The organism is Marinomonas foliarum, assembly GCF_003337275.1.
Taxonomy (GTDB): domain Bacteria; phylum Pseudomonadota; class Gammaproteobacteria; order Pseudomonadales; family Marinomonadaceae; genus Marinomonas; species Marinomonas foliarum.
This window is the reverse complement of sequence record NZ_QPJQ01000004.1, coordinates 12,755-35,920: the sequence shown is the minus strand read 5'-3', so window position 1 is coordinate 35,920 and position 23,166 is coordinate 12,755. Positions and strand designations below refer to the sequence as shown.

Sequence of the window (23,166 nt, the reverse complement as noted above, 5' to 3'; positions counted from 1 at the left end):
AAAGTACCCTCAATTTGTGCGGATAATGCGCTTCTTCAACTGATTAAACAATAGTCTAAAATGAAAAAATCAAATGTTTTTTTGATGAAAAAATAGACTATCTTTTAGGTAAGTTTCGCCCTAGAATGCGCGAAAATTTCCATCGTTAAACTGTTTTCAGTTCGACGATCCTAGCGACCTTTTGCCCTTCTGAGGCGATGTAATGATCACCAGTTCTTCCCCAAATATTGATATACGTTTAGCCAGTATAGACGACTTAAAAGCCTTGCTCGTTTTGGAGGGCAGAGCCTTTACTGGCGATCGTTTGAGTCGCCGTAGCTTTCGTAATGCTATTACCAGTTCTGGCTCGGCATTATTTGTGGCAATGAAGGAAGGCGGCGAGCTGTTGGGTTATGCCTTATTGCACCTTCGTCAAGGTACTCACTTGGCGCGTTTGTATTCGCTTGCGGTTTCTCCTGAGGCGCGTGGTCTTGGTATTGGCAAATTACTGATCCAAGCCTGTGAAAAAAAGGCCCTTAAAAAAGGCAAGATGTTGCTACGTTTGGAAGTCAGTGATGTGAATCACAATGCCATCGCCTTGTATCAAAAAATGGGTTACAAGGAATTTGGTCATTATGATGCCTATTATGAAGATCAAACCGATGCGATTCGTATGCAGAAACGTTTGCGTCATGCCGGTGACGAGCAAACCACGAGAGCGATTCCTTGGTTAGCGCAAGGCACGCCATTTACGTGCGGGCCTGCGTCGTTGCAAATGGTGTTGTCTTCGATGCATCCAGATTATCAAGCAACGCCAAACGATGAGTTAGAAATTTGGCGTGAAGCGACGACGATTTTTATGACGTCTGGTCATGGCGGTTGTCATCCTATGGGATTGGCTTTGGCGGCGGAGAAGCGTGGTTTGTCTGCGGATGTTTGGTTGAGCGAAGAGGGGCCATTATTTGTTGATAGCGTGCGTAACGAGTTAAAGAAAAACGTTATAACTCGCGTGCATGAAAGCTTTGCTCAGCAATGCGAAGAAGCCGATGTTCCCTTACATTATACAGCGATGCCGTTAGAGCAATTGATCGAAGCTTTCGACTCTGGCGCTTTGGCGATTATCTTAATCAGTACTTTTCGTATGGACGGAAAAAAATCCCCTCATTGGGTAGTGATGTCGGGCTACGACGAACATTGCATTCTGGTGCATGATCCGGATTTGGACGATGATAAAAAATTACCTGACGATCCACCAAGCCCGCTGGATTGTCAATTTGTGCCGATTGCTCGAGATGAGTTTGAAAAAATGTCACGCTTTGGGCAGAGTCGTCTGCAAGCCACGGTCGTGCTTAAAACTCAGTAAATAGCTTTTCTTCTCTGTTAATTCTTCAAGCAACTCACGGCACTTTCTCCATTTAGTTTTGAGGAGGGTGCTGTTTTTGTTTTTTCTACGTTGCACAAAAATCCAAGCGCTCGTATTTAAACGCTGTCATGATGTTACTCATTGAAATGAAATAAATTGATTTAAGGAGTATTCAATGAAGGTTGCGTTTACCAGTGACAATATTGCCGGTGCGTCGGATGCCGTATTTAAAGCCATGTTGGAAGCCGCGCAAGGCGATGCCATGCCGTACGGTAATGATGATGGCACGGCGCAAGTTACGCGTATGTTGTCGGAACTGTTTGAATGTGAAGTCGATGTGTTTTTGGTTTCTACTGGTACGGCCGCGAATTCGTTAGGAGTCAGCGCCTTTACGCCACCTTGGGGCAGTGTGTTGTGTCACACAGAAAGTCACTTATTGAATGATGAGTGTACCGCGCCGGAGTTTTATACCAGTGGCGCGCGTTTTGTCGGTATTGGTGGCGAAGATGCGAAAATGGACCCTGTTCAGTTGCAAAAATTGGTCAATCAAAAAATCGGAGATGTGCATTCATGCCAGCCTTCGGCGATCAGTTTGTCACAAGTCACTGAAGTGGGCAGTGTGTATTCGTTAGAAGAAATACACGCCATTACGAGCGTGGCGAAATCGGTTAATTTGCCTGTTCATATGGATGGGGCGCGTTTTGCCAATGCTTTGCTTGCTTTGGGTTGTACGCCCGCGGAAATGACGTGGAAAGCAGGTATCGATATTTTGTCTTTTGGTGCAACGAAAAATGGTGTGATGGCGGCAGAAGCCATTGTTGTGTTCAAACAAGCTTTGGAAGACAAAGGGATTTCTAGCGAAAAGGTAGCGAAAGAGTTGGGTTATCGTCGCAAACGTGGTGGTCATTTGCATTCCAAAATGCGTTTGCTGTCTTCTCAGTTGATTGCTTATCTAACGGATGATTTGTGGCGCACGAATGCGACTCATGCCAATGCCATGATGGCTTTGTTGCAAGACGGCTTGAAAACCGTTCCTGGTGTGAAAATTAATACGCCAGCTCAAGCGAACATGCTGTTTTGCACCTTGCCATTGCCAATGATTGACCATCTGCAAGCTGAAGGTTTTGGTTTTTACGGCGGTCGTTGGGAGGAAGGAGTGATTCGATTGGTGACGTCGTTCAGAACACCAAAAGAAGGGGTTGAGGCGTTTATCGCATCCGCGAAGGCGTTTGCAGCGCAATAGTTCTGCTACGAGGAGCTTTGATTAAGAGCGATAGCTTGATGGCGCAACGCCGAAGGCTTGCTTGAAGGCCCGATTAAAGTGGCTTTGGTCATAAAAACCGACATCGGCCGCGATGTCGGTGATCACTGCATTCGGTTTTGTTAATTGCGTGATAGCCCGTTCTAATCTTAGGCGCATTAGCCAGGCGTGTGGCGGGAGTCCGGTTTGTTTTTGGAAGCGTCGAATAAATTGAAAGCGCGTTAGTCCGCATAATTCTGCTAGGTTATTCAAGGAAATTTTGCTGGATAGATTGGCTTCACAATACTCTCTAACGTGTTTTAGTTGCTGATTTGTTAGAGCAAATGTTTCTTGGCTTAGTGGCTTTTTCTCTGCTGCCAACAGTAAATTTGATAGTGCATTGGTCCATAAACTGTCTTTGTGAAGCTGGCTGGCGTATTGGTTTGGATTGAATGCTTGAATCAGCTGTAAAAACGAACGATTGTGAGCGGGCTGATCGATTATCGATGGGGCAAGCTGTAGGTTGGTGTCTCGAGCTTGGCTATCGAGCAGCGCGGCTTGCATTAATTCTACTGGAATGCGAAAGGTTTTTAAGTGGCGTGTTGTATTGTCTCGCCCTGAACCATCGTGAACTTCGCCAGGTGGCATCAGGCAAATTTGCTTAGGAACTAAGTCCAGAGTTTTATGTTGAACTTTTTGGTGTTGAGAGCCTTGGGTAACAAGCCCTATATGGTAATCCAAATGGTAGTGTGGCTGAAAATGAAACTCTGTGAGTTTTGCTTCACTAATAACCACGCCGGGTAGTTCTTCAATGTGTTGGTAATGAAAAGAGTCATTGCTCGACATCATGTAAAGATCTCATTGCTTCTTCAATTAATCTGGTTTTGTTGGTGACTTTTGCACCTTAACAGTGCTTACTATGGTAGCGATAAAATAGTCGTTCTGCTTGTATTTTTGTGCGTGGTGATTCATAACATCTTGGTGAAAATATAAGTCGGGTGTGTTTTGAAAATTAAGGATTCATTGTTATGGAAGAGTTACTTAGCTATATCTTGAGCGTACAAACGCTGGTTCTCGTACTGGTTATCTTTTTATTAAAGAGTTCGATCAAGTTTGTGCCGCAGAATCAGGCATACGTTATTGAGCGTTTTGGTAAATACCAATCGACGAAAGAAGCGGGTTTAAACTTCATTCTGCCTTTTATTGATCGTATTTCTGCGGATCGCTCTTTAAAAGAGCAGGCTGTGGATGTACCAGAACAAAGTGCGATTACCAAAGATAATATTTCTTTGCATGTGGATGGCGTGTTGTATTTCCGCGTATTAGATCCTTACAAAGCGACGTACGGTGTGGACGATTACGTCTTCGCTGTAACTCAGTTAGCGCAAACAACCATGCGTTCTGAGCTAGGTAAGATGGAATTGGATAAAACGTTCGAAGAGCGTGATGTGCTGAATACCAATATTGTGGCGTCGATTAACGATGCGGCAGGTCCTTGGGGTATTCAGGTACTGCGTTATGAGATAAAAGACATTGTGCCGCCACAATCAGTAATGGAAGCCATGGAAGCTCAAATGAAAGCGGAGCGTGTGAAGCGTGCGCAAATTTTGGAATCCGAAGGTGATCGCCAAGCAGCGATTAACCGCGCTGAAGGCGAAAAAGCATCAGTAGTGCTAGCGGCAGAAGCGGATAAAGAAGAGCAAGTGTTGCGTGCAGAAGGTGAAGCAAAAGCCATTGTTGCTGTGGCATCAGCACAAGCGGAAGCGCTTCGCCAAGTCGGTGAAGCGGCAGCGACCGAAGAAGGTCAAAAAGCCATTCAGCTTGATCTTGCAAGTAAGGCAATTGAAGCGAAACGTGCTATTGCTAAAGAGTCTTCTGTTGTCTTGCTTCCTGATGGTGCTACTGAAGCATCAGCGGTGGTTGCGCAAGCCATGACGATCATTCAGCAAATGTCGAAAGGGAGCTAAGTATGGATATCATTGCCAATAATCTGGCTCAGAGCTTGTTTATTGTTGGTTTGATTCTATTAGTCGTCGAAGTGACTGTGCTGGGTTTTGCTACTTTTGTACTCTTCTTCGTTGGCTTGGCTGCGATGGCAACCGGCGCTTTGGTTTATGTTGGAATACTGCCGAATAGTTTGCTGAGTGCTTTGTTGAGTACTGGTGTAATGACTATCTTGGCCGCGTTAGTATTGTGGAAGCCATTGAAGCGTATGCAGTCAAAGGTGAGTACAAAAAAAGCCAAAAGCGAATTCACGGATCATCAGTTCTTTTTGAAAGAATCCGTGTCGCCAACTCAGTCGCCTAAATATCATTATTCTGGTGTGGAATGGTCTTTGGTCAGCGATGAACTGATTGAAGCCGGAACCAAGGTGGAAGTGACTGAAGCGGAAGTGGGTAAATTACACATCAAAGCGATTAGCATTAAGTAAACGGCTTTAGATCCTGATAAAAGAAACGCCAAGTGTGTCGGTTGTAGCGCCGAACACGCTTGGCGTTTTTTGTTGATTTAAATAGTTAGTTCGTCGCTTTCTGTGGCAACCAGAATGAAATAACACTGGTAAGTATAAGAAACCCACAAGACACCCAAAGGCAAGCTATTAAGCCAAAGTCTTGGTAAATCCAGCCTGACAAAATCGTGCCAATGAGCCGCCCCATGGCGTTGGCCATGTAGTAAAATCCCACATCTAAAGACACACCATCTTCGCTGGCATAGTGAACGATTAAGTAGCTGTGTAGCGAAGAGTTGATAGCAAACACTATGCCGAATACTATGAGCCCGCTCAACAGAATCCATAGCACCTGATCTGCGCTTTCTAAGCCAATAGCGATGGCGGCAGGAATGGTGGTGAGCAGTATTGCCCAGAATCTGGCTTGTGTGCCGGTTGGTGTTTGTTGTTTGGTTTTTCCTGTGATGTGTGGTGCAAGGCTTTGGACTATGCCGTAGCCGATGACCCACAAGGCGAGGAAGCTGCCGACGCGCCAGTGATCCCAGTCAAACTGGCTGGATAAATACACGGGAACAGCAATCACAAACCACACGTCCCGAGCGCCAAACAAGAAGAGACGTGCCGCCGATAGAATGTTGATTTCAGTGCTCTTGGAAAACATTTGTGAGAACTTCGGCTTGTTCTTCGACTTGCCTAAATCTTCTCGAAGTAGATACAAACTGGCAAGCCAAACGATAGCAAGGGCAATCGCCATGGCTAAGATGGCATTATGAAAACCAATAGTGCTGAGTAGAAAACCACCGAGGAAAAATCCCACACCTTTAAGGGCATTTTTCGAGCCAGTTAGTAGGGCAACCCATTTGTACAAGGTGCCGCTGGCGTTTTTGGGAACGAGTGTTTTGATGGCACTTTTGGCGCTCATTTTGTTGAGGTCTTTGGCAATACCAGACAAAGCCTGTGCTGCCATCACCCAAGGGATGGTTAAAAAGCTAGTGGGTAGTAAGAGCATAGATAAAGCGATGACTTGCATCGCGAGGCCAATGTTCATGGTGCGATTGAGTCCCCATTTCGCCCCAAGCCAGCCACCAAAAAGATTGGTAATGACGCCAAAAAATTCGTAAAACAAGAAAAGCAAAGCGATGTCTAATGCGCCATAACCTAGCTGGTGGAAGTACAATACAACCAACATGCGCAGTGCGCCATCGGTGAGAGTAAAACTCCAATAATTACCAGTAACAATAATGTACTGACGAACGCTTTTAGGAAGTTGTGACAGCATGTGTGTTTTCGCTTTGCTCTGTTGTTTGTTTAGATGGCTTTGTCTAGCGTGCCGACTTTACGCATTAGTTCTGCTGTGCGATTGGCGTAACCCCATTCGTTGTCATACCAAACGTAGAGTTTTACTTGGGTGCCGTTAATTACCATGGTGCTAGGAGCATCGATAATGCTTGATCTTGGGTCGGTTTTGTAATCGATGGACACGAGAGGGCGTTCTTCATAGCCCAGAATACTTTTTAGCGGGCCGCTTTCACTGGCTGCTTTTAGCACTTCATTGATTTCTTTTTCATCTGTGGCGCGGTTCATTTCAAACACGCAGTCGGTGAGTGAAGCATTGGTTAAAGGAACACGCACGGCGTGGCCGTTTAACTTGCCTTTTAGCTCTGGAAATATGTGAGTGATGGCAGTGGCGGAACCGGTAGTAGTTGGGATCAAGCTGGTACCACAAGAGCGAGCGCGACGTAAGTCTTTGTGTGGCGCATCGATAATGGTTTGCGTGTTGGTTATGTCATGAATGGTGGTCATGGAACCGTGCTTGATGCCAATGGTTTCTTGTAGCACTTTCACCACAGGGGCAAGGCAGTTTGTCGTGCACGAAGCGGCAGTTACGATTTGGTGTAAGCTAGGGTTGTAGTCGTCATCATTAACACCCATGACTACGTTGAGTACGCCGTCTTCTTTGATTGGGGCTGTCACGACAACACGCTTTACGCCTTGATCCAAATAAGCTTGCAGTAAGGCTTTGGTTTTCATCACACCAGATGCTTCAATCACCACGTCGCACTGAGACCAGTCAGTTTCGTTAATGTTCTTATTTTGTGTGCAGGTAATTGTTTTGCCGTTGATGATGATTGCATTGTCTTTGCTGGTCGCTTCGTTGTGCCAGCGACCATGAACTGAGTCGAAGTTAACTAAGTGGGCGAGCGTAGTCGCATCACCTTTTAGGTCATTGATTTGTACAAACTCCACATCGTCCCAGTCAAAGGCGGCGCGAAATGACAGTCGACCCATACGGCCAAAACCGTTTATTCCTACTTTTATCGTCATGGTGATGGATTCCTATTGGTTAATTAAAAACGTTAACAGCAACTGCCGGTGCGTTTTGGGCGGCCGCCCATGGTTTCGAGTTGATCTACATTGTCTTTTAACCACAAAACTTGGTTGTCTAACGTGGTTTGTAGAACACTTTTAGACCAATTGGCGAGTTCGGGGTGTAATTGATAAAACACCCATTGGCCTTGTCTTCGGTCGCTCAAAAGGCCGTTTTTGCGTAGTTGGGCTAGATGGCGAGATATTTTGGGCTGTGTTTCATTTAGTGCTTCGGTTAGCTCGCAAACGCATAACTCTTGGTATTGAGTGATTAATAGTAAACAGCGCAAGCGAGTGTCGTCGGCAAGCGCTTTGTAAAAGGTATCGGGTGTCATGTTTAAAAGCACGTCAGTGAATAATAATTTCAGTGTATGTGGAAAATCGCATATATGCAAAACCATATATTTTGTTTGTTAAACATTTAACAAAAAATTCATCTAAGGTTTGCTTTAAAGTGGAAAGGGCTGGTGGCAATAAAAAAGGGCGAGCTGGGAAGAGGTCGCCCTTGATGTATCTTGCTTCATGAGCATTGTTTGATAGGAGTTGAATGCTCTAGCGCAGAATCAAGAGTGGAATGTCGCTCTCAATAATCATCTTACTGGTATTGCTACCAACGAAGAATTGACGAACTTTAGAATGGGCATAGGCGCCCATTGCCATAAGTTCTATCTGATTTTCTTCACGGTATTGAGTCAGAACAGGGTAAATTTTACCAGGTATGATGGAGGCTGTTACCTCAAAACCTTCCTCTTCTAAAATACGATGAGCCTCTTCAAGCTTGGCACGTTTTTCTGCGGTGGCTTCACCAGCCATCACCAGATGACAAGGTAACCCCAGTAGTAATGGGCTTTGTGCAATACGAGCAATAGCGTTATCTGCCGCTTCGCGACCATCGTAAGCGATCATGAAGTTTTTTGGGGCTTTAAATTGTCCTACCGTGATTAATATAGGGCGATGGGATGTGCGCGCTACCCGTTCAATATGAGAGCCAATCGTATGGGAGCTTTGAGTGTGACCGCTACCGCTACGACCAATCACAATCAGTCTAGTTTCTTCTTCTAGATCAGAAAGGTTTTCGATTAGGTCGCCGTGGCGCTGCAAGAGTTCAATTTGCTTGGCGCCAGCCTTATGAGCAAACTCTTTAGCGTTTTCTAGAACAAGTTTTCCATGTTCAAGAGCCAACTTGGCACGTTTTTCATCCAGTGCAATGAGCTCTTCTAGTAAGTGTTCACGGCTGCCTACGCCGATAGAACCAGAGAGGTCATCATCTGTTCTAGCGGCTTCTTTTTCTAAGGAGTGCATCAAGGTTAATGGCGAGCCCATTTGCTTGGCCGCCCACACAGATGCGGTGGTGACGCACTCAGATAGAGAAGAACCATCAATACAAGCTATTACATTATTCATGTTGCACTCCTTGTTATTATTCTAGGGTGTTCTAGTGGCCACCCATTACCTTTTCGACTTCTTCGGGATTGTTGTGAACCCCAAATTTATCGACAACGGTTGCGCTGGCTTCGTTCATTCCTACCAGCTCAACCTCGGCACCTTCGCGACGGAATTTGATTACAACCTTATCTAATGCTGATACTGCTGTAATGTCCCAAAAGTGTGCTTCAGTTAAATCAATCGTAACCTTTTCAACGGCTTCTTTAAAATCAAAAGCGGCATTAAATTGATCTGACGACGCAAAAAACACTTGTCCAATCACTTTATAAGTACGGTGACCTGCTTTGTCGCCTTGCTCGTTTTTTACCACCATAAAGCGACCGATCTTGTTTGCAAAGAACAATGACGCTAACAGTACACCAACAAAAACACCGATTGCTAAGTTGTGTGTGGCAACCACAATAGAAACTGTCGCCAACATTACAATATTAGTCGATAGTGGGTGTTTTTTCAGGTTAATCACAGACTCCCAAGAGAAAGTACCAATTGATACCATGATCATTACAGCAACCAATGCCGCCATTGGGATTTGGCCAATAAGGTCATCTAAGAAAACCACCATAATCAATAATAAAAAGCCGGCTATAAAGGTGGATAAGCGACCGCGGCCACCTGATTTAACGTTAATAACCGACTGACCAATCATGGCACAACCTGCCATGCCGCCTAATAAGCTTGAGCCAATATTGGCAATACCTTGGCCCTTACACTCGCGGTTTTTGTCGCTGGTTGTATCTGTAAATTCGTCAACGATAGTGGCTGTCATCATTGACTCTAGTAGACCAACAACAGCAAGCCCGATGGAGTAAGGCAGGATGATCATTAAGGTTTCAAGATTTAATGGCACATCAGGCCATAGGAATATAGGCAAAGTATCTGGTAATTCGCCCATGTCAGAAACGGTACGTATGTCTAGTCCGTAAAACATAGCAAACGCAGTAAGTAATACTATGCATACTAATGGGGAAGGTAGCGATTTACCAATGATGGGAAGCAATGGAAATAGGTAAATAATACCTAAGCCTGCTGCCGTCATAGCGTATACATGCCAAGTCACATTGGTCAGCTCTGGAAGTTGTGCCATGAAGATTAATATGGCTAAGGCGTTAACAAATCCGGTCACCACTGAGCGAGATACAAACCGCATCAAAGACCCAAGCTTTAAATATCCAGCAAAAATCTGAATAACACCCGTAAGTAAACTGGCGGCTAAGAGATATTCTAAACCGTGGTCTTTTACTAAGGTCACCATTAGTAGCGCCATTGCACCAGTTGCCGCAGAGATCATGCCTGGGCGGCCACCGACAAATGAGATGATCACGGCGATACAAAAGGATGCGTATAAGCCAACTTTAGGGTCAACGCCAGCAATGATCGAAAATGCGATGGCTTCTGGTATTAATGCCAGGGCCACAACTGTGCCAGCGAGAGAATCGCCCTTTACGTTTGAGAACCAGTCCCGTTTAATTGTATCGATCATGTATTACCTTCTGAATAAATTAGAGCAAATAAACCGCAATCAGTGCTATTAGCACCTTTATAATTGGCTTATATCTTATTAGTTGTTTTAACAATTTTTTCGGAGTTCCGAGCCATGCCTAGGAGAACATAATCTTCCTTATAAAGGCTCGTTGAGTGAGTTATCAGTTCGGGGTAGACAATGGGCGACATCTTATAGCCTTAATTAAGGTCAGCGGCCGAAATTGCGAAAATTATAAAGAGTTGGGTTATGTATGGCAACGACAACAATAGATAAGATCCAGTAGATACGGACTAACTTTGTTAAAACATCCTTAAAGCATAAAAAAATGTAAAAAAAGAGGTCTGACTGTACCAAGGTACAATAGCTAGCTGGGCTTTTATTATCTATCTTGTGAGTAATCATAAAATTATTTCGGCTTCATATAGTCTTCTTATTTAAGGTAAGCATCATGAGCGACAATCAAACATCATTTGCAACAATAGGTAATGCAATCGGTACTATTGCCAAGCTTTCAGGTTCGGTAACGGTTCAATCTATTGATGGGCAAGAGCGTATTGTTAAAATTGGCGACCCGATCTTCTTTGGTGAGACTGTTTTGACTGGTGCTAATGCTACTGTGACCATCGCTTTCAATGATGGTACTGATGTGGTGATTGGGGGCGATTCTATTGTCGAAATCACAGATGAAATCTATAACACCGGTGATAACGACGAGCTTGTTGCAGATTCCTCTACAGATATAGAAGCATTACAAGCCGCTATTTTAGCAGGTGATGACCCTACTTTAATTCAAGATGCTCCGGCTGCGGGTGAAGCTCAAACAGAACAGCAACAGCGATTCGATGTCGATGTTGACCGCAATGATAATGCTGCACTTCCTACTTTCGGTAATGACACGCTGAGCACACTGCCAACTTACGGTTACGACACAGGTGTAAATGGTGGTCAAGGTGTCCAGCGAGCATCTTTTTCAATAGGAACTCCGTCGAAACGATCTCAAGAGAATGTCTCTTCAAATGATGAATCTGGAACTGGAACTGGAACTGGAACTGGAACTGGAACTGGAACTGGAACTGGAACTGGAACTGGAACTGGAACTGGAACTGGCTCTGGCTCTGGCTCTGGCTCTGAAGTTAATGTTGCTCAATTTGCCGATGGCTTAGTAAATGGTGTTTCGTACTCTACCTCCAGCGGTTTATCTGGTCTAACGGGTGACCAAGGATCTGATGGTTCTTTCAAATATAATGATGGTGATACGATTACATTTTCTGTTGGCGCAGTGGTAATAGCCGAATTTCCATCTTCTGTTATTCTGGGCGATATATTGTTTCTGCAAGATATTGCTGAAGTGGCTTTATCTGATACTAATTCGAATTATGTAGAGAACATGGCTATTTTCTTACAAGCCATTAGTGACGGTTTGGAAGATAGCGATAGTTCTGATGGTGTATTAAATACAAACGACATAGTAAACATGCCGACATCAGGAAGTGTCATTACTATTACTCAAGAGATGCGGGATGCTTTTGCTGATTACTCGCTAACGCTTAGTGAAGCCGGCAAACAAATGCTTTCTGACGCGCTTGCTCACGTTGGCATAGTATTTACTAGAGAAAGTGAACTTTCTGACAGAACCGGGCAAAACGTATTTGAAAGTGATGCAATAGATCACGTTACTGACACAATTACTGACTTAGCTGGTGACAGGGCTCCCGCTGATTTTGATGAGCGTACAGTGGACACTATCAGTGTGCCTGGTGGTACGGTTCAATATAACTACAGTGAATTAGATGGAGAAATTACTTTTTCTGCCAGTGATCTATTGGTTGGTGCTATTGCTAAGCAAGTCGTTGCAGAAAACTTACTTGTTTCCAATGTTAGCTTATCGAGTGCTTACGAAAATATTGGAACTCTGGTTAATAATGGAGATGGCACCTACACGATTAAATTGAATGACGGTGTTGATCAATATGATCTTGAAGGTTTAAGTCTTAATTATCGAGTAGAGGATTGGACTGTTTCGCAAGAAGTAACTTCTTCTGCGCTAGATACTCATAAATCTCATCTTTCAACTGATGTTCAATCCGTCTCTGAGGGTGATGGTTACAATCAGTTTACCCTTTCAAGCACTTTATCTTTTGACGAAGATCAAACTCTTAATATTACTTTTACAAGTGAGAAGCTTAGTGCGGAATTAGGGATGCCAATTGCCGAATACGCAGATGACTATTTAATGCCAATTGAATATTCGACTGATGGTGGTGAAACTTGGGTTTCTGTGTCTTTAACCTCCGTTGAGTTTAAAGACAATGGAGATGTATGGCCTACATTTGGAATGACATTACCAGCAGGTAGTGACTCTCTTGAGGTTCGTATACCTATTTTTGATGATGTCGAAGTGGAGGGCACAGAGTATTTTAATGCCACGATAACAGGTGATAACTTCTATGACGAAGATGTTACCTTTGCTATCGAAGATAACGATGAAATAGAGAATACGACACCAGCAGTTTCTATTGATTTTGTTTACGCTGTTGAAGGTCAAGAATACGCAGAATTCACTATTTCTCTAGATCCTGCGTCAGACACTGAAGTTTCGGTCGATTATGACACTATTGGTGTGGGCGCTACAGCCGGCCTTGATTACACTGATTATGCAGGAACAGTTACTTTTGCCCCCGGTGAAACAGAAAAAACTATCCGAATTGCCATCACCGATGATCTTGAAATTGAAGATATGGAGATGGCATTTGTTACCTTGTCCAATCTCACGGGCAATGCTGTATTAGGAGATGCTCAAGGTTCTCTTCGTATTTTTGATAACGACACTCCAGCAACATTGGATGCCCAGCTTAGTATTGACAACATTACACAAGACAATGTCATTAATAACTATGAATCTTCTGGCTCAATTACTATTACCGGTACAGTCACAGGTGTCGGTTACTCATTAGCCATCGTAACCCTAACTGTTAATGGTAAAGACCATTCTTTAAAAGTATCTCCAGATGGTTCTTATAGTCTTACGCTAGACGCTAGTGAACTAACGAGTGATGAAGACTTAACCGTAGAAGGTAAAGTCAACGTCTATGATGGCAATGGTAATCGTGGTGAAGCAACAGATTCTCACACTTATCGCGTTGATTTGGCCGCAGATAAAGGTGCTGTAACAGTAAATAATATTACTGCTGATGACGTGATCAACGCCACTGAAGCTGCAGGTACAATCACGGTCACAGGTACGGCGACAGGTGGCGACATCGCAGAAGGCGATACGGTTACGCTTGAAATCAACAACCAGACTTACACAACGACAGTAGGTGCCGATGGCACGTGGTCTGTTGACGTGGCGGGTTCTGATCTTGCGGCAGACGCAGGCACCGCGTTCGACGCGGTTGTGAGCTCGGAAGATGCAGCTGGAAACACAGTTGACACAACTGGTTCTTCAACTCATATGGTAAACCAAGCTCCTGTAGTAGTGAGCCAAAGTGCTTCTGTAACCGAAGATTTCACAATAAATGGTGTGGTAAGTGCTACAGATGTAGATTTACCCGCCGGTAAATCTTTGACATTTGAAACCACATCTACCGTAGCTGGCCTGACTTTTAATGATGATGGCAGGTATAGTTTTGATGCATCTTCTTACGACTCGTTGCAAGAAGGTGAAATAAAAGAAATTTCAATTGATGTTATAGCTACTGATGATCAAGGAGACAAAGGTACTGGAACATTGGTTATTACTGTAACAGGAACCAATGATGCGCCAACCATTGAAGCCGCAACGGGCACCGTTCAGGAAGACAGTATTATTACAGGGACGATTAATGCCAATGACGTGGATCTTCCTGGCTCTGAAAGTTTGACCTTCACCACCACTTCTACGGCCACTGGTTTAATCTTGAAATCGGATGGCTCTTACAGCTTCGATGCATCGTCCTACGACAGTTTGTCAGCAGGCGAAACACAAGTAATCACCGTGCCTGTGACCGTTGAAGACGATCAAGGCGCTACCGCGACTACGACCTTAACCATCACAGTAACGGGCACGAACGATGCACCAACCATTGAAGCCGCAACGGGTGCCGTTCAGGAAGACAGTATTATTACAGGGACGATTAATGCCAATGACGTGGATCTTCCTGGCTCTGAAAGTTTGACCTTCACCACCACTTCTACGGCCACTGGTTTAATCTTGAAATCGGATGGTTCTTACAGCTTCGATGCGTCGTCTTACGACAGCTTGGAAGAAGGCGAGAAACTGGTTCTTGAAATCCCAGTGACCGTGACCGACGACCAAAATGCGACCGACACAACGACCTTAACGATTACCGTGACGGGTACGAATGACGCGCCAGTCGCGGAAGCGGCAACGGGTGCGGTGGCAGAAGACGCGACCATCACCGGCACCATCAGTGCCAGCGATGTGGATCTTGCGGACGATGCGAGCTTAACGTTCAGCACGACCTCAACAGTGGAAGGCTTGACGTTGAACGAAGACGGTTCTTACAGCTTCGATGCGTCGTCTTACGACAGCTTGGAAGAAGGCGAGAAACTGGTTCTTGAAATCCCAGTGACCGTGACCGACGACCAAAATGCGACCGACACAACGACCTTAACGATTACCGTGACGGGTACGAATGACGCGCCTATTGCTACTGCTGACTTAGTGAGTACTTCTACTAACAGCGGATCTATCACAATAGATGCTTTAGCTAATGATACTGATGCAGAGGGTGACTCTTTAACCATCATTGATGCTTTTGTATCTAATCAATCTCAAGGCACGGTAACTATTGTTAATAATGAGTTGGTATTTACTCCAGCCGTAGGATTTAGTGGGACCGCTACTATTAATTACTCAATTAGTGATGGTAAAGGTGGTGCAGATACTTCAACCGTTACTGTTAATGTGAATTCTGTAACTATAGATCCAATTACTAGTGATGATGTGATTAATGCTACTGAGGCTGCTGCTGATACGATTTCAATTAGTGGTAAAGCATTGGGTGGCGATATCGCAGAAGGCGATGTTGTGACCATGACGATCAACGGTACAGAGTACGACACCACCGTCGATGCGAATGGTAACTGGACAGTGAATGTTGCGGGTGCAGACCTTGCGGCGGACACCGAGTTCGAGGTTGTCGTGACGTCTTCAGACGCGGCTGGAAACACAGTCGAGAGCAAAGCGACTTCAACTCATTCGGTCGATCTGGAAGCGGATGCGGGTACGGTGGCCATTAACCCAATTACTTCTGATGATAAAATTGATGGTGTTGAGTTAGGTCAAACAGTTACCGTTTCCGGTACTGCAACAGGTGGTGATATTTCTGTTGGTGATGTGGTTAAGATGACCATCAATAATAAGGAATATTCAACAACAGTTGCCACTGGTGGTGTTTGGGTACTTGCTGTCGCTGGCAGTGATTTGGCGGCTGATACTGAGTTCCAAGTAGTTGTCACATCAAGAGATGATGCTGGTAATACAGTTGAGAGTGTTGGTGTTTCTACTCATGTTGTTGACTTGTCAGCCGAGGTGACTTTGTCTGCTGATGAAGGTCAGAGTGTGGTGCTGACAGATCTTCCTGAAGGGTTCCGCTTCCCTGATGGTGTTACTCAAGTCACAACGGATTTTGGCGCTACTATAACACTGAAAGAAAATGGTGATTACGAATATGAAGCACCTGTTCGTGATCATGGTGATAATGTTTCTGACCAAGATAGTGTGACAGTGACACTTGATGATGGCCGGACATTTACAATTAAGGTTGATGTTGAAGATTCTGCGCCTGTTGCGATTAATGATGAAGATAGCATTATTGTTCAACGTGAGACGTTTGAAGTTACTGACATTGAAGCAAACTGGGTAAGCTATCAGAACGGTTCGGATGTTAAGACTTTTGATGGGACTTCTCAGCTTGGAGGATTAGATAATGATTTAGGCAAGGATCAAATTCGTTGGGGTAGTTCGGCAGATAGTTCAAACCTTCAGTCTGGCTATGGTTTTATTGATAACGATGCTGGATTAAATGGTCAGTTTGATCTTAACGAAGACATTGTCATTGGTACCTTTACTCATTACAACTATCCAGTTTATGAGGGTGGTGCGATCAGTGAAGCATCAATGGTTGTCGGTTTTTCTGTGACTGATAATAAAGGTGTCACAGAGCCTGTTAGTTTAACGGTGAATTTTGATCATAATGAGACGCCAAATACCAATGATGCAGAAGCTTCAAAAGACATTGTAACTGTTCGAAATACCTTTGTGACGTTTGAGTGGGAAGGCGAGGTTTATACCTTGCAAGTTGTTGGCTTTAAGGATGCTAGTGATCCTGATAGTCCAGTGGTGACCTCTATTCATACGGCTGAAAATGCTGCAACAAGCTATGAGTTGGTTGTTCGTGTTGTTGAAGGCGCTGGTTACAGTTTGCCAGAAACAACAGGTAATGTTCTTGATGACAATGGATTAGGGGCTGATGAGCTTAGTGAAGATGGTTCGGTAACTGTCGTTGGTGTTGCTCCTGGTGATACGGTTACTTTAACGGATACTAATGTGGGTCAAAGTATTCATGGGCAGTACGGAGACTTGGTATTAAATGATGATGGCAGCTATGTCTACAAAGTGACAGCTGGTGTTTCTAGTATTCCAAGTGGTGCTACTGAGACATTCTCATACATGATACAAGACTCTGATGGTAGTAGTTCCTCTGCTAGTTTAACTATCAGTGTAGGCACTAATACAGCGCCTCAAGCTCAGGACGATGGTTCTTCTGGTGCTCTGTTTGCTGGTCTTGTTGGTGAGTATTACGGTACTGATTCACAGATTAATAGTATCAGTGATTTTAAAGCGCTTATTGACAGCAAAGAACCAGACGCTACGTTTAAAGCTTCAAATGTCAACTACGGTCCTGGTTCAGGTGATGTCGCCAAAGGCTCTAATTTGCAAACTTTCTTGGGATCAGATTCAAGTACATTAAGTGCAGATCCTGGTGACAATACGGATGGTGGTATTTACCTCAAAGGATATGTGTATTTAGCCGCTGGAACGTATAACTTTAAAGTAATTGCTGATGATGGTTATCAGATAAATATTGACGGAGAAGCGGTAGCGACTATTGATAATAATCAAACGTCTAATACTACTACTCATCAGGCTTTCACTATTGGCGAGTCTGGCTATCATGCTATTGATATGGTTTGGTGGGATCAAGGTGGAGATTATGTATTCCAGCCAACCTTGAGCTCTGACGGCGGAGCAACGTATTTTGTTATTGATTCTTCAATGTTGAGTTCTACAGGTGAGGCTGGATTAACTACTTCAGAAGAGCAAGGTCTGGTGATAAGTACGGATAGTTTACTTGCAAACGATACAGACGCTGATGGTGATACTTTGACTGTAACGAGCGTAAGTAATGCTCAGAATGGCTATGCTTACATTAACTCTAACGGTGATATCGTATTCACACCAAAAGCTGGATTTATGGGTAGTGCTTCATTTGATTACACAATTACGGACGGTCAGGGGGGTTATGATACTGCCACTGCTACAATTGCTGTAAATGCAGCGAGTGACGCTGCAAATGTTATGGTAACTATTACTGAAGTTAAGTCGAACTGGGAGGGTTTTGGGTCTAAATCTGATGTCATAGATTCTGCAACTTACCAAGATTACAATTATGATCAATGGCAGCAGTTTGGTTCAGGTAATGACCAAATTGTTATTGATAATGATGTTGAAAAATGGCTGGATGCAGGAGATGGGAATAACTCGATTTATGTTGGAGACGATGTAAATAGAAATGGTGAAGCAGGTATCAAAACAGGTAGTGGTAATGATGATATCTTTGTCAAAGATAATGTACACAGCACTATACAAACTGGTGAAGGGAACGATCGAGTTCAGATCGGCAACGATCTAGGCAATGATTCAGCAGGTGCGCATATTAATCTAGGCGATGGTGATAATAAGCTGATCATCGAAGATGATGTCAACAAATACTCTACTGTGCATTCCGGCTCCGGCGATGATTTTGTCTCGATTGGTGATGATGTTAGGTATGGCGCAGACATACAGTTAGGTAGTGGTAATGATACGCTAAAGATTGGTGGTGATATTGCTGCAAACGTTTCGATCAATCTTGGTTCTGGTAATGACCTATTAGTGGTTGGTGGAGCAGTATCAAGTTCAGCATGGGTCGATGGCGGACAGGGTTCTGACTCTGTATGGTTTCAATCCTATTCGATGTCTGATTACTATTGGAATAAAGATGGAATTAGATCGCGTTTTGTTAACTTTGAGAACATCAAATTTTCTGACGGCTCAGTAATAGGTGATAGTTCAGCATTTGATTCAACCAATAATGGCTCTGCTCCATACTTTAAAGTTCAAGTGAGTGTTGAGAATCTTTCTGATTCGGAAGTGATATCTACCGTAGATATCTTTGGTGTTCCTGAAGGTGCCAAATTACTTCAGTCAGGTCAGGATATTCAGGTGAATCAAGACGGTAGTTATACTGTTCAAGTAGCTAATGGAGCAACTGCTATCGATGATCTAACCGTTGTCAGTAAATCAGAAAGTGATATTGAAGAGTTTGAGTTAACAGCTTCAATTAATACCGATGGACAGCATGACAAGCTAGTAGGGACGTCAGATGAGGATGTTATTGTTGGCGGTATCAATGATGATTATCTAGAGGGTGCTTCAGGCGAAGATACATTATTAGGCGGCTCGGGTGATGATGTATTGTTTGGTGGCGATGATGAAGCCTCTGATATCCTGACAGGTGGGGCAGGTAACGATATCTTTATATTGAATGACGTAACAAATAGTTCAAATATAGATACAATAACTGATTTTAATGTGGCGGAAGATGCACTTGATTTGACTGATTTGTTGGTTGGTATAGAGGGCAGTCCTGATAAAGATGCAGATGTTGACGCAGTTACGGCATTCTTATCTGAACATGTAAAAGTGACGGATGGCAGTGTCAAAGTAGATAGTGAAGATGTTGCCAACTTTGGTGAAGAATCTAACTTTAGTTCAAGCGACTCTATTAAAGTTATCTACAACAACGAAGAGTACAGTATCAACATTGATGGCTAACTTTTCTTTGAAGTAGACGCTACTAAAAAGGCCGAATCGTTTTTCGATTCGGCCTTTTCGTTTCTGTCACTTATTCAATTTAGAAAGTGATTATTTCAATTACTTAAAAACTATACGCCTAAGCCGATAGGGCAGCTCACGCCAGTACCGGCTATCCCGCAATAACCATTCGGATTTTTGTGAAGATACTGCTGGTGATACTCTTCAGCAAAGTAGTAGGTATCGAGTGGTTCAATCTCGGTGGTGATCATGCCGTGACCTGCATCAAATAATTCTTTTTGGAATGCAGCCTTACTAGCTTCAATAATTGGCATATCTTTATCACTGGTTGTATAGATAACAGAGCGATATTGGCTGCCTATGTCGTTGCCTTGGCGCATGCCTTGAGTTGGATCGTGGTTTTCCCAGAAAACCTTAAGCACGCCCTCTAGCGAGATAATAGAGGTATCAAACACAACCTGTACGACTTCGCTATGCCCTGTTTGTCCTGAGCAAACTTCTTCATAAGTTGGGTTGGGTGTAAAGCCGCCAGCATAACCAACAGAAGTGACGATAACGCCGGGAGTATTCCATAGCTTGCGTTCGGCCCCCCAGAAACAACCCATTCCTAGAATGACTTCGGATTCACTGGGATTTTCGTCGCGGACAAACGGTTCATTGTTGACAGCGTGTATACCTGAAATTGTTAAAGGCGTGCTTCTACCGGGTAGGGCATCGGCTTCAGTAGGGATTGCTGATTTTTTCAGAATGGCTTCAATATTGCTGGGCATGATTGGCTCCTAACCTATTGGTCGAAAATATTGGATGGCTACCTTTTACCTTGTGGTAGCGTAGGATACAAGTATTTAAGCTTCTCTATATCTAATAAGAGGCTGAGTCTGTTTGGTATAGGTAGATAATGAGGCAGAAAGAGTTTTTTTCAACTAATCCTATCTAGTTCTCTTGTAGCGCTTGACTCTTAGATTAATCTACCTATAATACGCACCTCGTTGGCAAGGGTTGAGCGAATTAGCTTAACCAACAAGCATTGATGGATGTTTGTTGCTAACGATGATTAGTCGCGGGATGGAGCAGTCTGGTAGCTCGTCGGGCTCATAACCCGAAGGTCGTTGGTTCGAATCCGGCTCCCGCAACCAACTAATCAAACGAAATTGTTAGTGATTCATGAAAGAATTAATTTGTCGCGGGATGGAGCAGTCTGGTAGCTCGTCGGGCTCATAACCCGAAGATCCGGCTCCCGCAACCATTTTAAAATAATAGGTCTTAGGTTCACTTTTAATTCCAGTAAAGTGCTCCTGAAATCGATTTAAAATAAAAGCTAATCAAATGAAATTGTTAGTGATGTAAAGAAAGTTAATTTGTCGCGGGATGGAGCAGTCTGGTAGCTCGTCGGGCTCATAACCCGAAGGTCGTAGGTTCGAATCCTGCTCCCGCAACCATTAACTTAGTCACCAATTTCTTAATTAAGAAAAGATAAAACCTAAACGAGATTTATCGTTTAGCATGGCGCGGGATGGAGCAGTCTGGTAGCTCGTCGGGCTCATAACCCGAAGGTCGTAGGTTCGAATCCTGCTCCCGCAACCAAATACACTTAGTGTTTTGGCTATGTTTTTATCTTTCATATCTGCATATAAACTATATAAATAGTTTAATCTGTCGCGGGATGGAGCAGTCTGGTAGCTCGTCGGGCTCATAACCCGAAGGTCGTAGGTTCGAATCCTGCTCCCGCAACCATTTCTAAATTTACTACCTTCTTATAAATATCCTTTTACGTTCTTCTTATTTTGTCTTAATTCGCGTTTCATTTCGATTTTGCACCTTGCTTAATACTGAGCTTTCTGGACTATGAAGTAATTCAAAACGATGCTCAGTAAAAATTAGACTAATTTCAACAATAAGGCCTTGTTTTGAAGCAAGGCCTTATTGTATCTATTACATTGGCTCAAAAACTGACCCTAAACTTGGAACAAACAGCTTGTTGTACATACGGCTGGCGTAATCGTCGGTCATAGAGGCCATGTAATCGCAGATAATACGAAGTCCATTCTCCCCACGATCTTGGCTTTTTTGCCATTCGCTGGCGATTTCTCGTGGCAGTAATCTACTGGGGTCGGCTGAATAAGCTTCAAACATTTCCAATAGCATCTGCTGGCCTTTATAGACGAGCATTTGTACTTCTGGACGTTGGATGATGTGTTGCATCTCAAATTGCTTTAATAAGTTTAAGGCTTGGCGTTGACCTTCTGGTAGGCCAACTTGAAAGCGCAGTAATGGGTGTTCGAATTGTGTTTTTTCAATCACTCGGCAGGAAGTGATAAACCAGCTTACTAGGCTGCCAATTGCTTCTTTACGAAGATGGCTTTGGCGGCTAAATAGTTGGGTGCGAATGTCGTTGAGGTTTTCTGCTAAAAATGGCGATGCTAAGGCGGCAAGTTTTGGCTCTAAATGCTCTAACCACATATCTTTGGTAACCATGCCGAGTACGATAGCGTCTTCTAGGTCGTGAACGCCATAGGCAATGTCGTCAGCCAGGTCCATGATACTAGTGTCGAAACTGGCGTGTTTGGCTTTAGCGTGGCCTTCTGGCTCTGTCTGTTGCACTTCTTGTAATAAGGTTCTGTCAGCTTGGCTAAAGGGTTCAACAATCCAATTGAGCAGGTCGTGCTCTTCTTGATAGACGCATTTTGGTGGCGCCCAATTGGAGGCTTTAAATTGACGGAAGTTAGCGGTTTTTTCTGGGTAATTAGCAACAACCGTCGAATACAAAACCGGGTACTTTAATACGCCTAACAAGGTTCGACGGGTAACATCCATGCCGTAAACGGGTGAGTATGAACCGCGCTTTCCTAGAATTCTCAAAGACTGCGCATTACCTTCAAAACCGCCATAATTTTGCATCATGTAGTTAAGTGCAATTTCACCTCCATGGCCAAAAGGTGGGTGACCAATATCATGGCTGAGGCAAATAGTTTCAATTAACGCGTCATCGGCAAGCCAAGGCTGAAAGTCGGCGTCTGCAGGAGAGCTGTGTTTGAGTTGGTGAACGATGCCGTTGCCAATTTGAGCCACTTCTAAGGAATGAGTTAGGCGTGTGCGGCTGTAGTCGTTTTGTCTAATGGCGAGGATCTGAGTTTTTGATTGCAGCCGACGAAATGCGGCGCTATGTATGATTCTGGCTCGGTCGCGCTGATAAGGTGTGCGGTAATCATTGTCGCGGGATTCTTGGTGACCGGATTGTCTTTCGTACCAAGGTAACATCACATCTTGTGTGGTTGTCATTTTGTTAATCCATAGGGTTAATAATATTCAGTCTTTCACGAAAACACGATATAGGTCAATGTTCGTAAAAAAAGCATTGGGCATAATGTAACCAACTATAAGGAATCTTTATGCTTAATACACAACATCTCATTACTTTTAAGGCGCTGGTTCAAACAGGGAGTTTTACGAATACTGCAAAGCAGTTAGGGTTAACTCAGCCTGCGGTGAGTCAGCATATTCAAAAATTAGAGCGAGACTTAGGCGAGGCGCTGCTTATTCGACATGGACGAACAACGGAGATGACACCAGCAGGCAGGATCTTATTGGAGCATATACAAGAGCTTGAAGTGTGCTATGAAGGTTTTATAACGTCTTGGGAGAATCATCTCGCACGTCATTTTTCAGAAGATGTTGAAACAGTTGAACATGCCTGATGTTATCAAGCATGTTCTGGGTTGACTGTGTTATTGATCAG

At 43.9% G+C, this 23,166-nt stretch carries 14 protein-coding genes and 5 tRNA genes; 11 read left to right on the top strand and 8 right to left on the bottom strand.

Features of this window, described 5'->3' with window-relative positions; all coding sequences use genetic code 11:
• The first annotated feature begins 202 nt into the window (after positions 1 to 202).
• Both DFP77_RS02985 and DFP77_RS02980 read left to right on the top strand, forming a co-directional pair.
• Positions 203 to 1,342 carry a GNAT family N-acetyltransferase/peptidase C39 family protein gene (locus DFP77_RS02985; RefSeq protein WP_114410814.1) on the top strand — a complete coding sequence of 380 codons (1,140 nt, stop codon included), beginning with the start codon at positions 203 to 205 and terminating at the stop codon, positions 1,340 to 1,342.
• Between the two features lie 175 nt (positions 1,343 to 1,517).
• A complete protein-coding gene (locus DFP77_RS02980) occupies positions 1,518 to 2,585 on the top strand; it encodes a threonine aldolase family protein (protein ID WP_114410813.1) in 1,068 nt (355 codons plus the stop codon).
• Positions 2,586 to 2,606: 21 nt separating this feature from the next.
• On the opposite strand, the gene DFP77_RS02975 is transcribed toward DFP77_RS02980, so the two are convergent.
• Positions 2,607 to 3,431, bottom strand: a complete 825-nt coding sequence (locus tag DFP77_RS02975) for an AraC family transcriptional regulator (protein WP_114410812.1) — start codon at positions 3,429 to 3,431, stop codon at positions 2,607 to 2,609.
• A 179-nt stretch (positions 3,432 to 3,610) separates the two neighbouring features.
• On the opposite strand from DFP77_RS02975, the gene DFP77_RS02970 reads away from it, so the two are divergent.
• Both DFP77_RS02970 and DFP77_RS02965 read left to right on the top strand, forming a co-directional pair.
• Complete coding sequence (locus DFP77_RS02970) at positions 3,611 to 4,549, top strand: SPFH domain-containing protein (protein WP_114410811.1); 939 nt, start codon at positions 3,611 to 3,613, stop codon at positions 4,547 to 4,549.
• Between the two features lie 2 nt (positions 4,550 to 4,551).
• The gene (locus DFP77_RS02965; RefSeq protein ID WP_114410810.1) at positions 4,552 to 5,013 is read left to right on the top strand and encodes an NfeD family protein; all 462 of its coding nucleotides are present in this window, start codon (positions 4,552 to 4,554) and stop codon (positions 5,011 to 5,013) included.
• 85 nt (positions 5,014 to 5,098) lie between these two features.
• On the opposite strand, the gene arsJ is transcribed toward DFP77_RS02965, so the two are convergent.
• From arsJ to DFP77_RS02940, 5 genes are all read right to left on the bottom strand, one after another.
• Positions 5,099 to 6,310, bottom strand: coding sequence for an organoarsenical effux MFS transporter ArsJ (arsJ, locus tag DFP77_RS02960; RefSeq protein WP_114410809.1), 1,212 nt, complete (start codon positions 6,308 to 6,310; stop codon positions 5,099 to 5,101).
• A 29-nt stretch (positions 6,311 to 6,339) separates the two neighbouring features.
• Complete coding sequence (locus tag DFP77_RS02955; RefSeq protein WP_114410808.1) at positions 6,340 to 7,356, bottom strand: ArsJ-associated glyceraldehyde-3-phosphate dehydrogenase; 1,017 nt, start codon at positions 7,354 to 7,356, stop codon at positions 6,340 to 6,342.
• Positions 7,357 to 7,388: 32 nt separating this feature from the next.
• A complete protein-coding gene (locus DFP77_RS02950; RefSeq protein ID WP_114410933.1) occupies positions 7,389 to 7,733 on the bottom strand; it encodes an ArsR/SmtB family transcription factor in 345 nt (114 codons plus the stop codon).
• Between the two features lie 217 nt (positions 7,734 to 7,950).
• Entirely contained in the window at positions 7,951 to 8,802 is an 852-nt protein-coding gene (locus DFP77_RS02945) for a universal stress protein (RefSeq protein ID WP_114410807.1), read from the bottom strand.
• Positions 8,803 to 8,833: 31 nt separating this feature from the next.
• A complete protein-coding gene (locus DFP77_RS02940; RefSeq protein WP_114410806.1) occupies positions 8,834 to 10,324 on the bottom strand; it encodes a SulP family inorganic anion transporter in 1,491 nt (496 codons plus the stop codon).
• Between the two features lie 451 nt (positions 10,325 to 10,775).
• Between DFP77_RS02940 and DFP77_RS02935 the strand changes: the two genes are divergently transcribed.
• Complete coding sequence (locus DFP77_RS02935; protein ID WP_147270546.1) at positions 10,776 to 19,430, top strand: retention module-containing protein; 8,655 nt, start codon at positions 10,776 to 10,778, stop codon at positions 19,428 to 19,430.
• Between the two features lie 110 nt (positions 19,431 to 19,540).
• On the opposite strand, the gene msrA is transcribed toward DFP77_RS02935, so the two are convergent.
• Positions 19,541 to 20,200: a peptide-methionine (S)-S-oxide reductase MsrA gene (msrA, locus tag DFP77_RS02930; RefSeq protein ID WP_114410804.1), complete on the bottom strand. Its 660-nt coding sequence runs from the start codon at positions 20,198 to 20,200 to the stop codon at positions 19,541 to 19,543.
• Positions 20,201 to 20,489: 289 nt separating this feature from the next.
• Here msrA and DFP77_RS02925 point away from each other — a divergent pair.
• The 5 genes from DFP77_RS02925 to DFP77_RS02905 all read left to right on the top strand — a co-directional run bounded on the left by DFP77_RS02925 (position 20,490) and on the right by DFP77_RS02905 (position 21,164).
• A tRNA-Met gene (locus DFP77_RS02925) sits at positions 20,490 to 20,566 on the top strand.
• A gap of 46 nt (positions 20,567 to 20,612) precedes the next feature.
• Positions 20,613 to 20,676: transfer RNA gene (locus DFP77_RS02920), tRNA-Met, on the top strand.
• A gap of 116 nt (positions 20,677 to 20,792) precedes the next feature.
• A tRNA-Met gene (locus DFP77_RS02915) sits at positions 20,793 to 20,869 on the top strand.
• 68 nt (positions 20,870 to 20,937) lie between these two features.
• Positions 20,938 to 21,014 (top strand) — tRNA-Met (locus DFP77_RS02910).
• A gap of 73 nt (positions 21,015 to 21,087) precedes the next feature.
• A tRNA-Met gene (locus DFP77_RS02905) sits at positions 21,088 to 21,164 on the top strand.
• A gap of 198 nt (positions 21,165 to 21,362) precedes the next feature.
• On the opposite strand, the gene DFP77_RS02900 is transcribed toward DFP77_RS02905, so the two are convergent.
• Entirely contained in the window at positions 21,363 to 22,709 is a 1,347-nt protein-coding gene (locus tag DFP77_RS02900; RefSeq protein ID WP_114410803.1) for an anti-phage deoxyguanosine triphosphatase, read from the bottom strand.
• 110 nt (positions 22,710 to 22,819) lie between these two features.
• Here DFP77_RS02900 and DFP77_RS02895 point away from each other — a divergent pair, with 110 nt between their 5' ends.
• A complete protein-coding gene (locus DFP77_RS02895; RefSeq protein ID WP_114410802.1) occupies positions 22,820 to 23,125 on the top strand; it encodes a LysR family transcriptional regulator in 306 nt (101 codons plus the stop codon).
• Positions 23,126 to 23,166 lie beyond the last annotated feature (41 nt).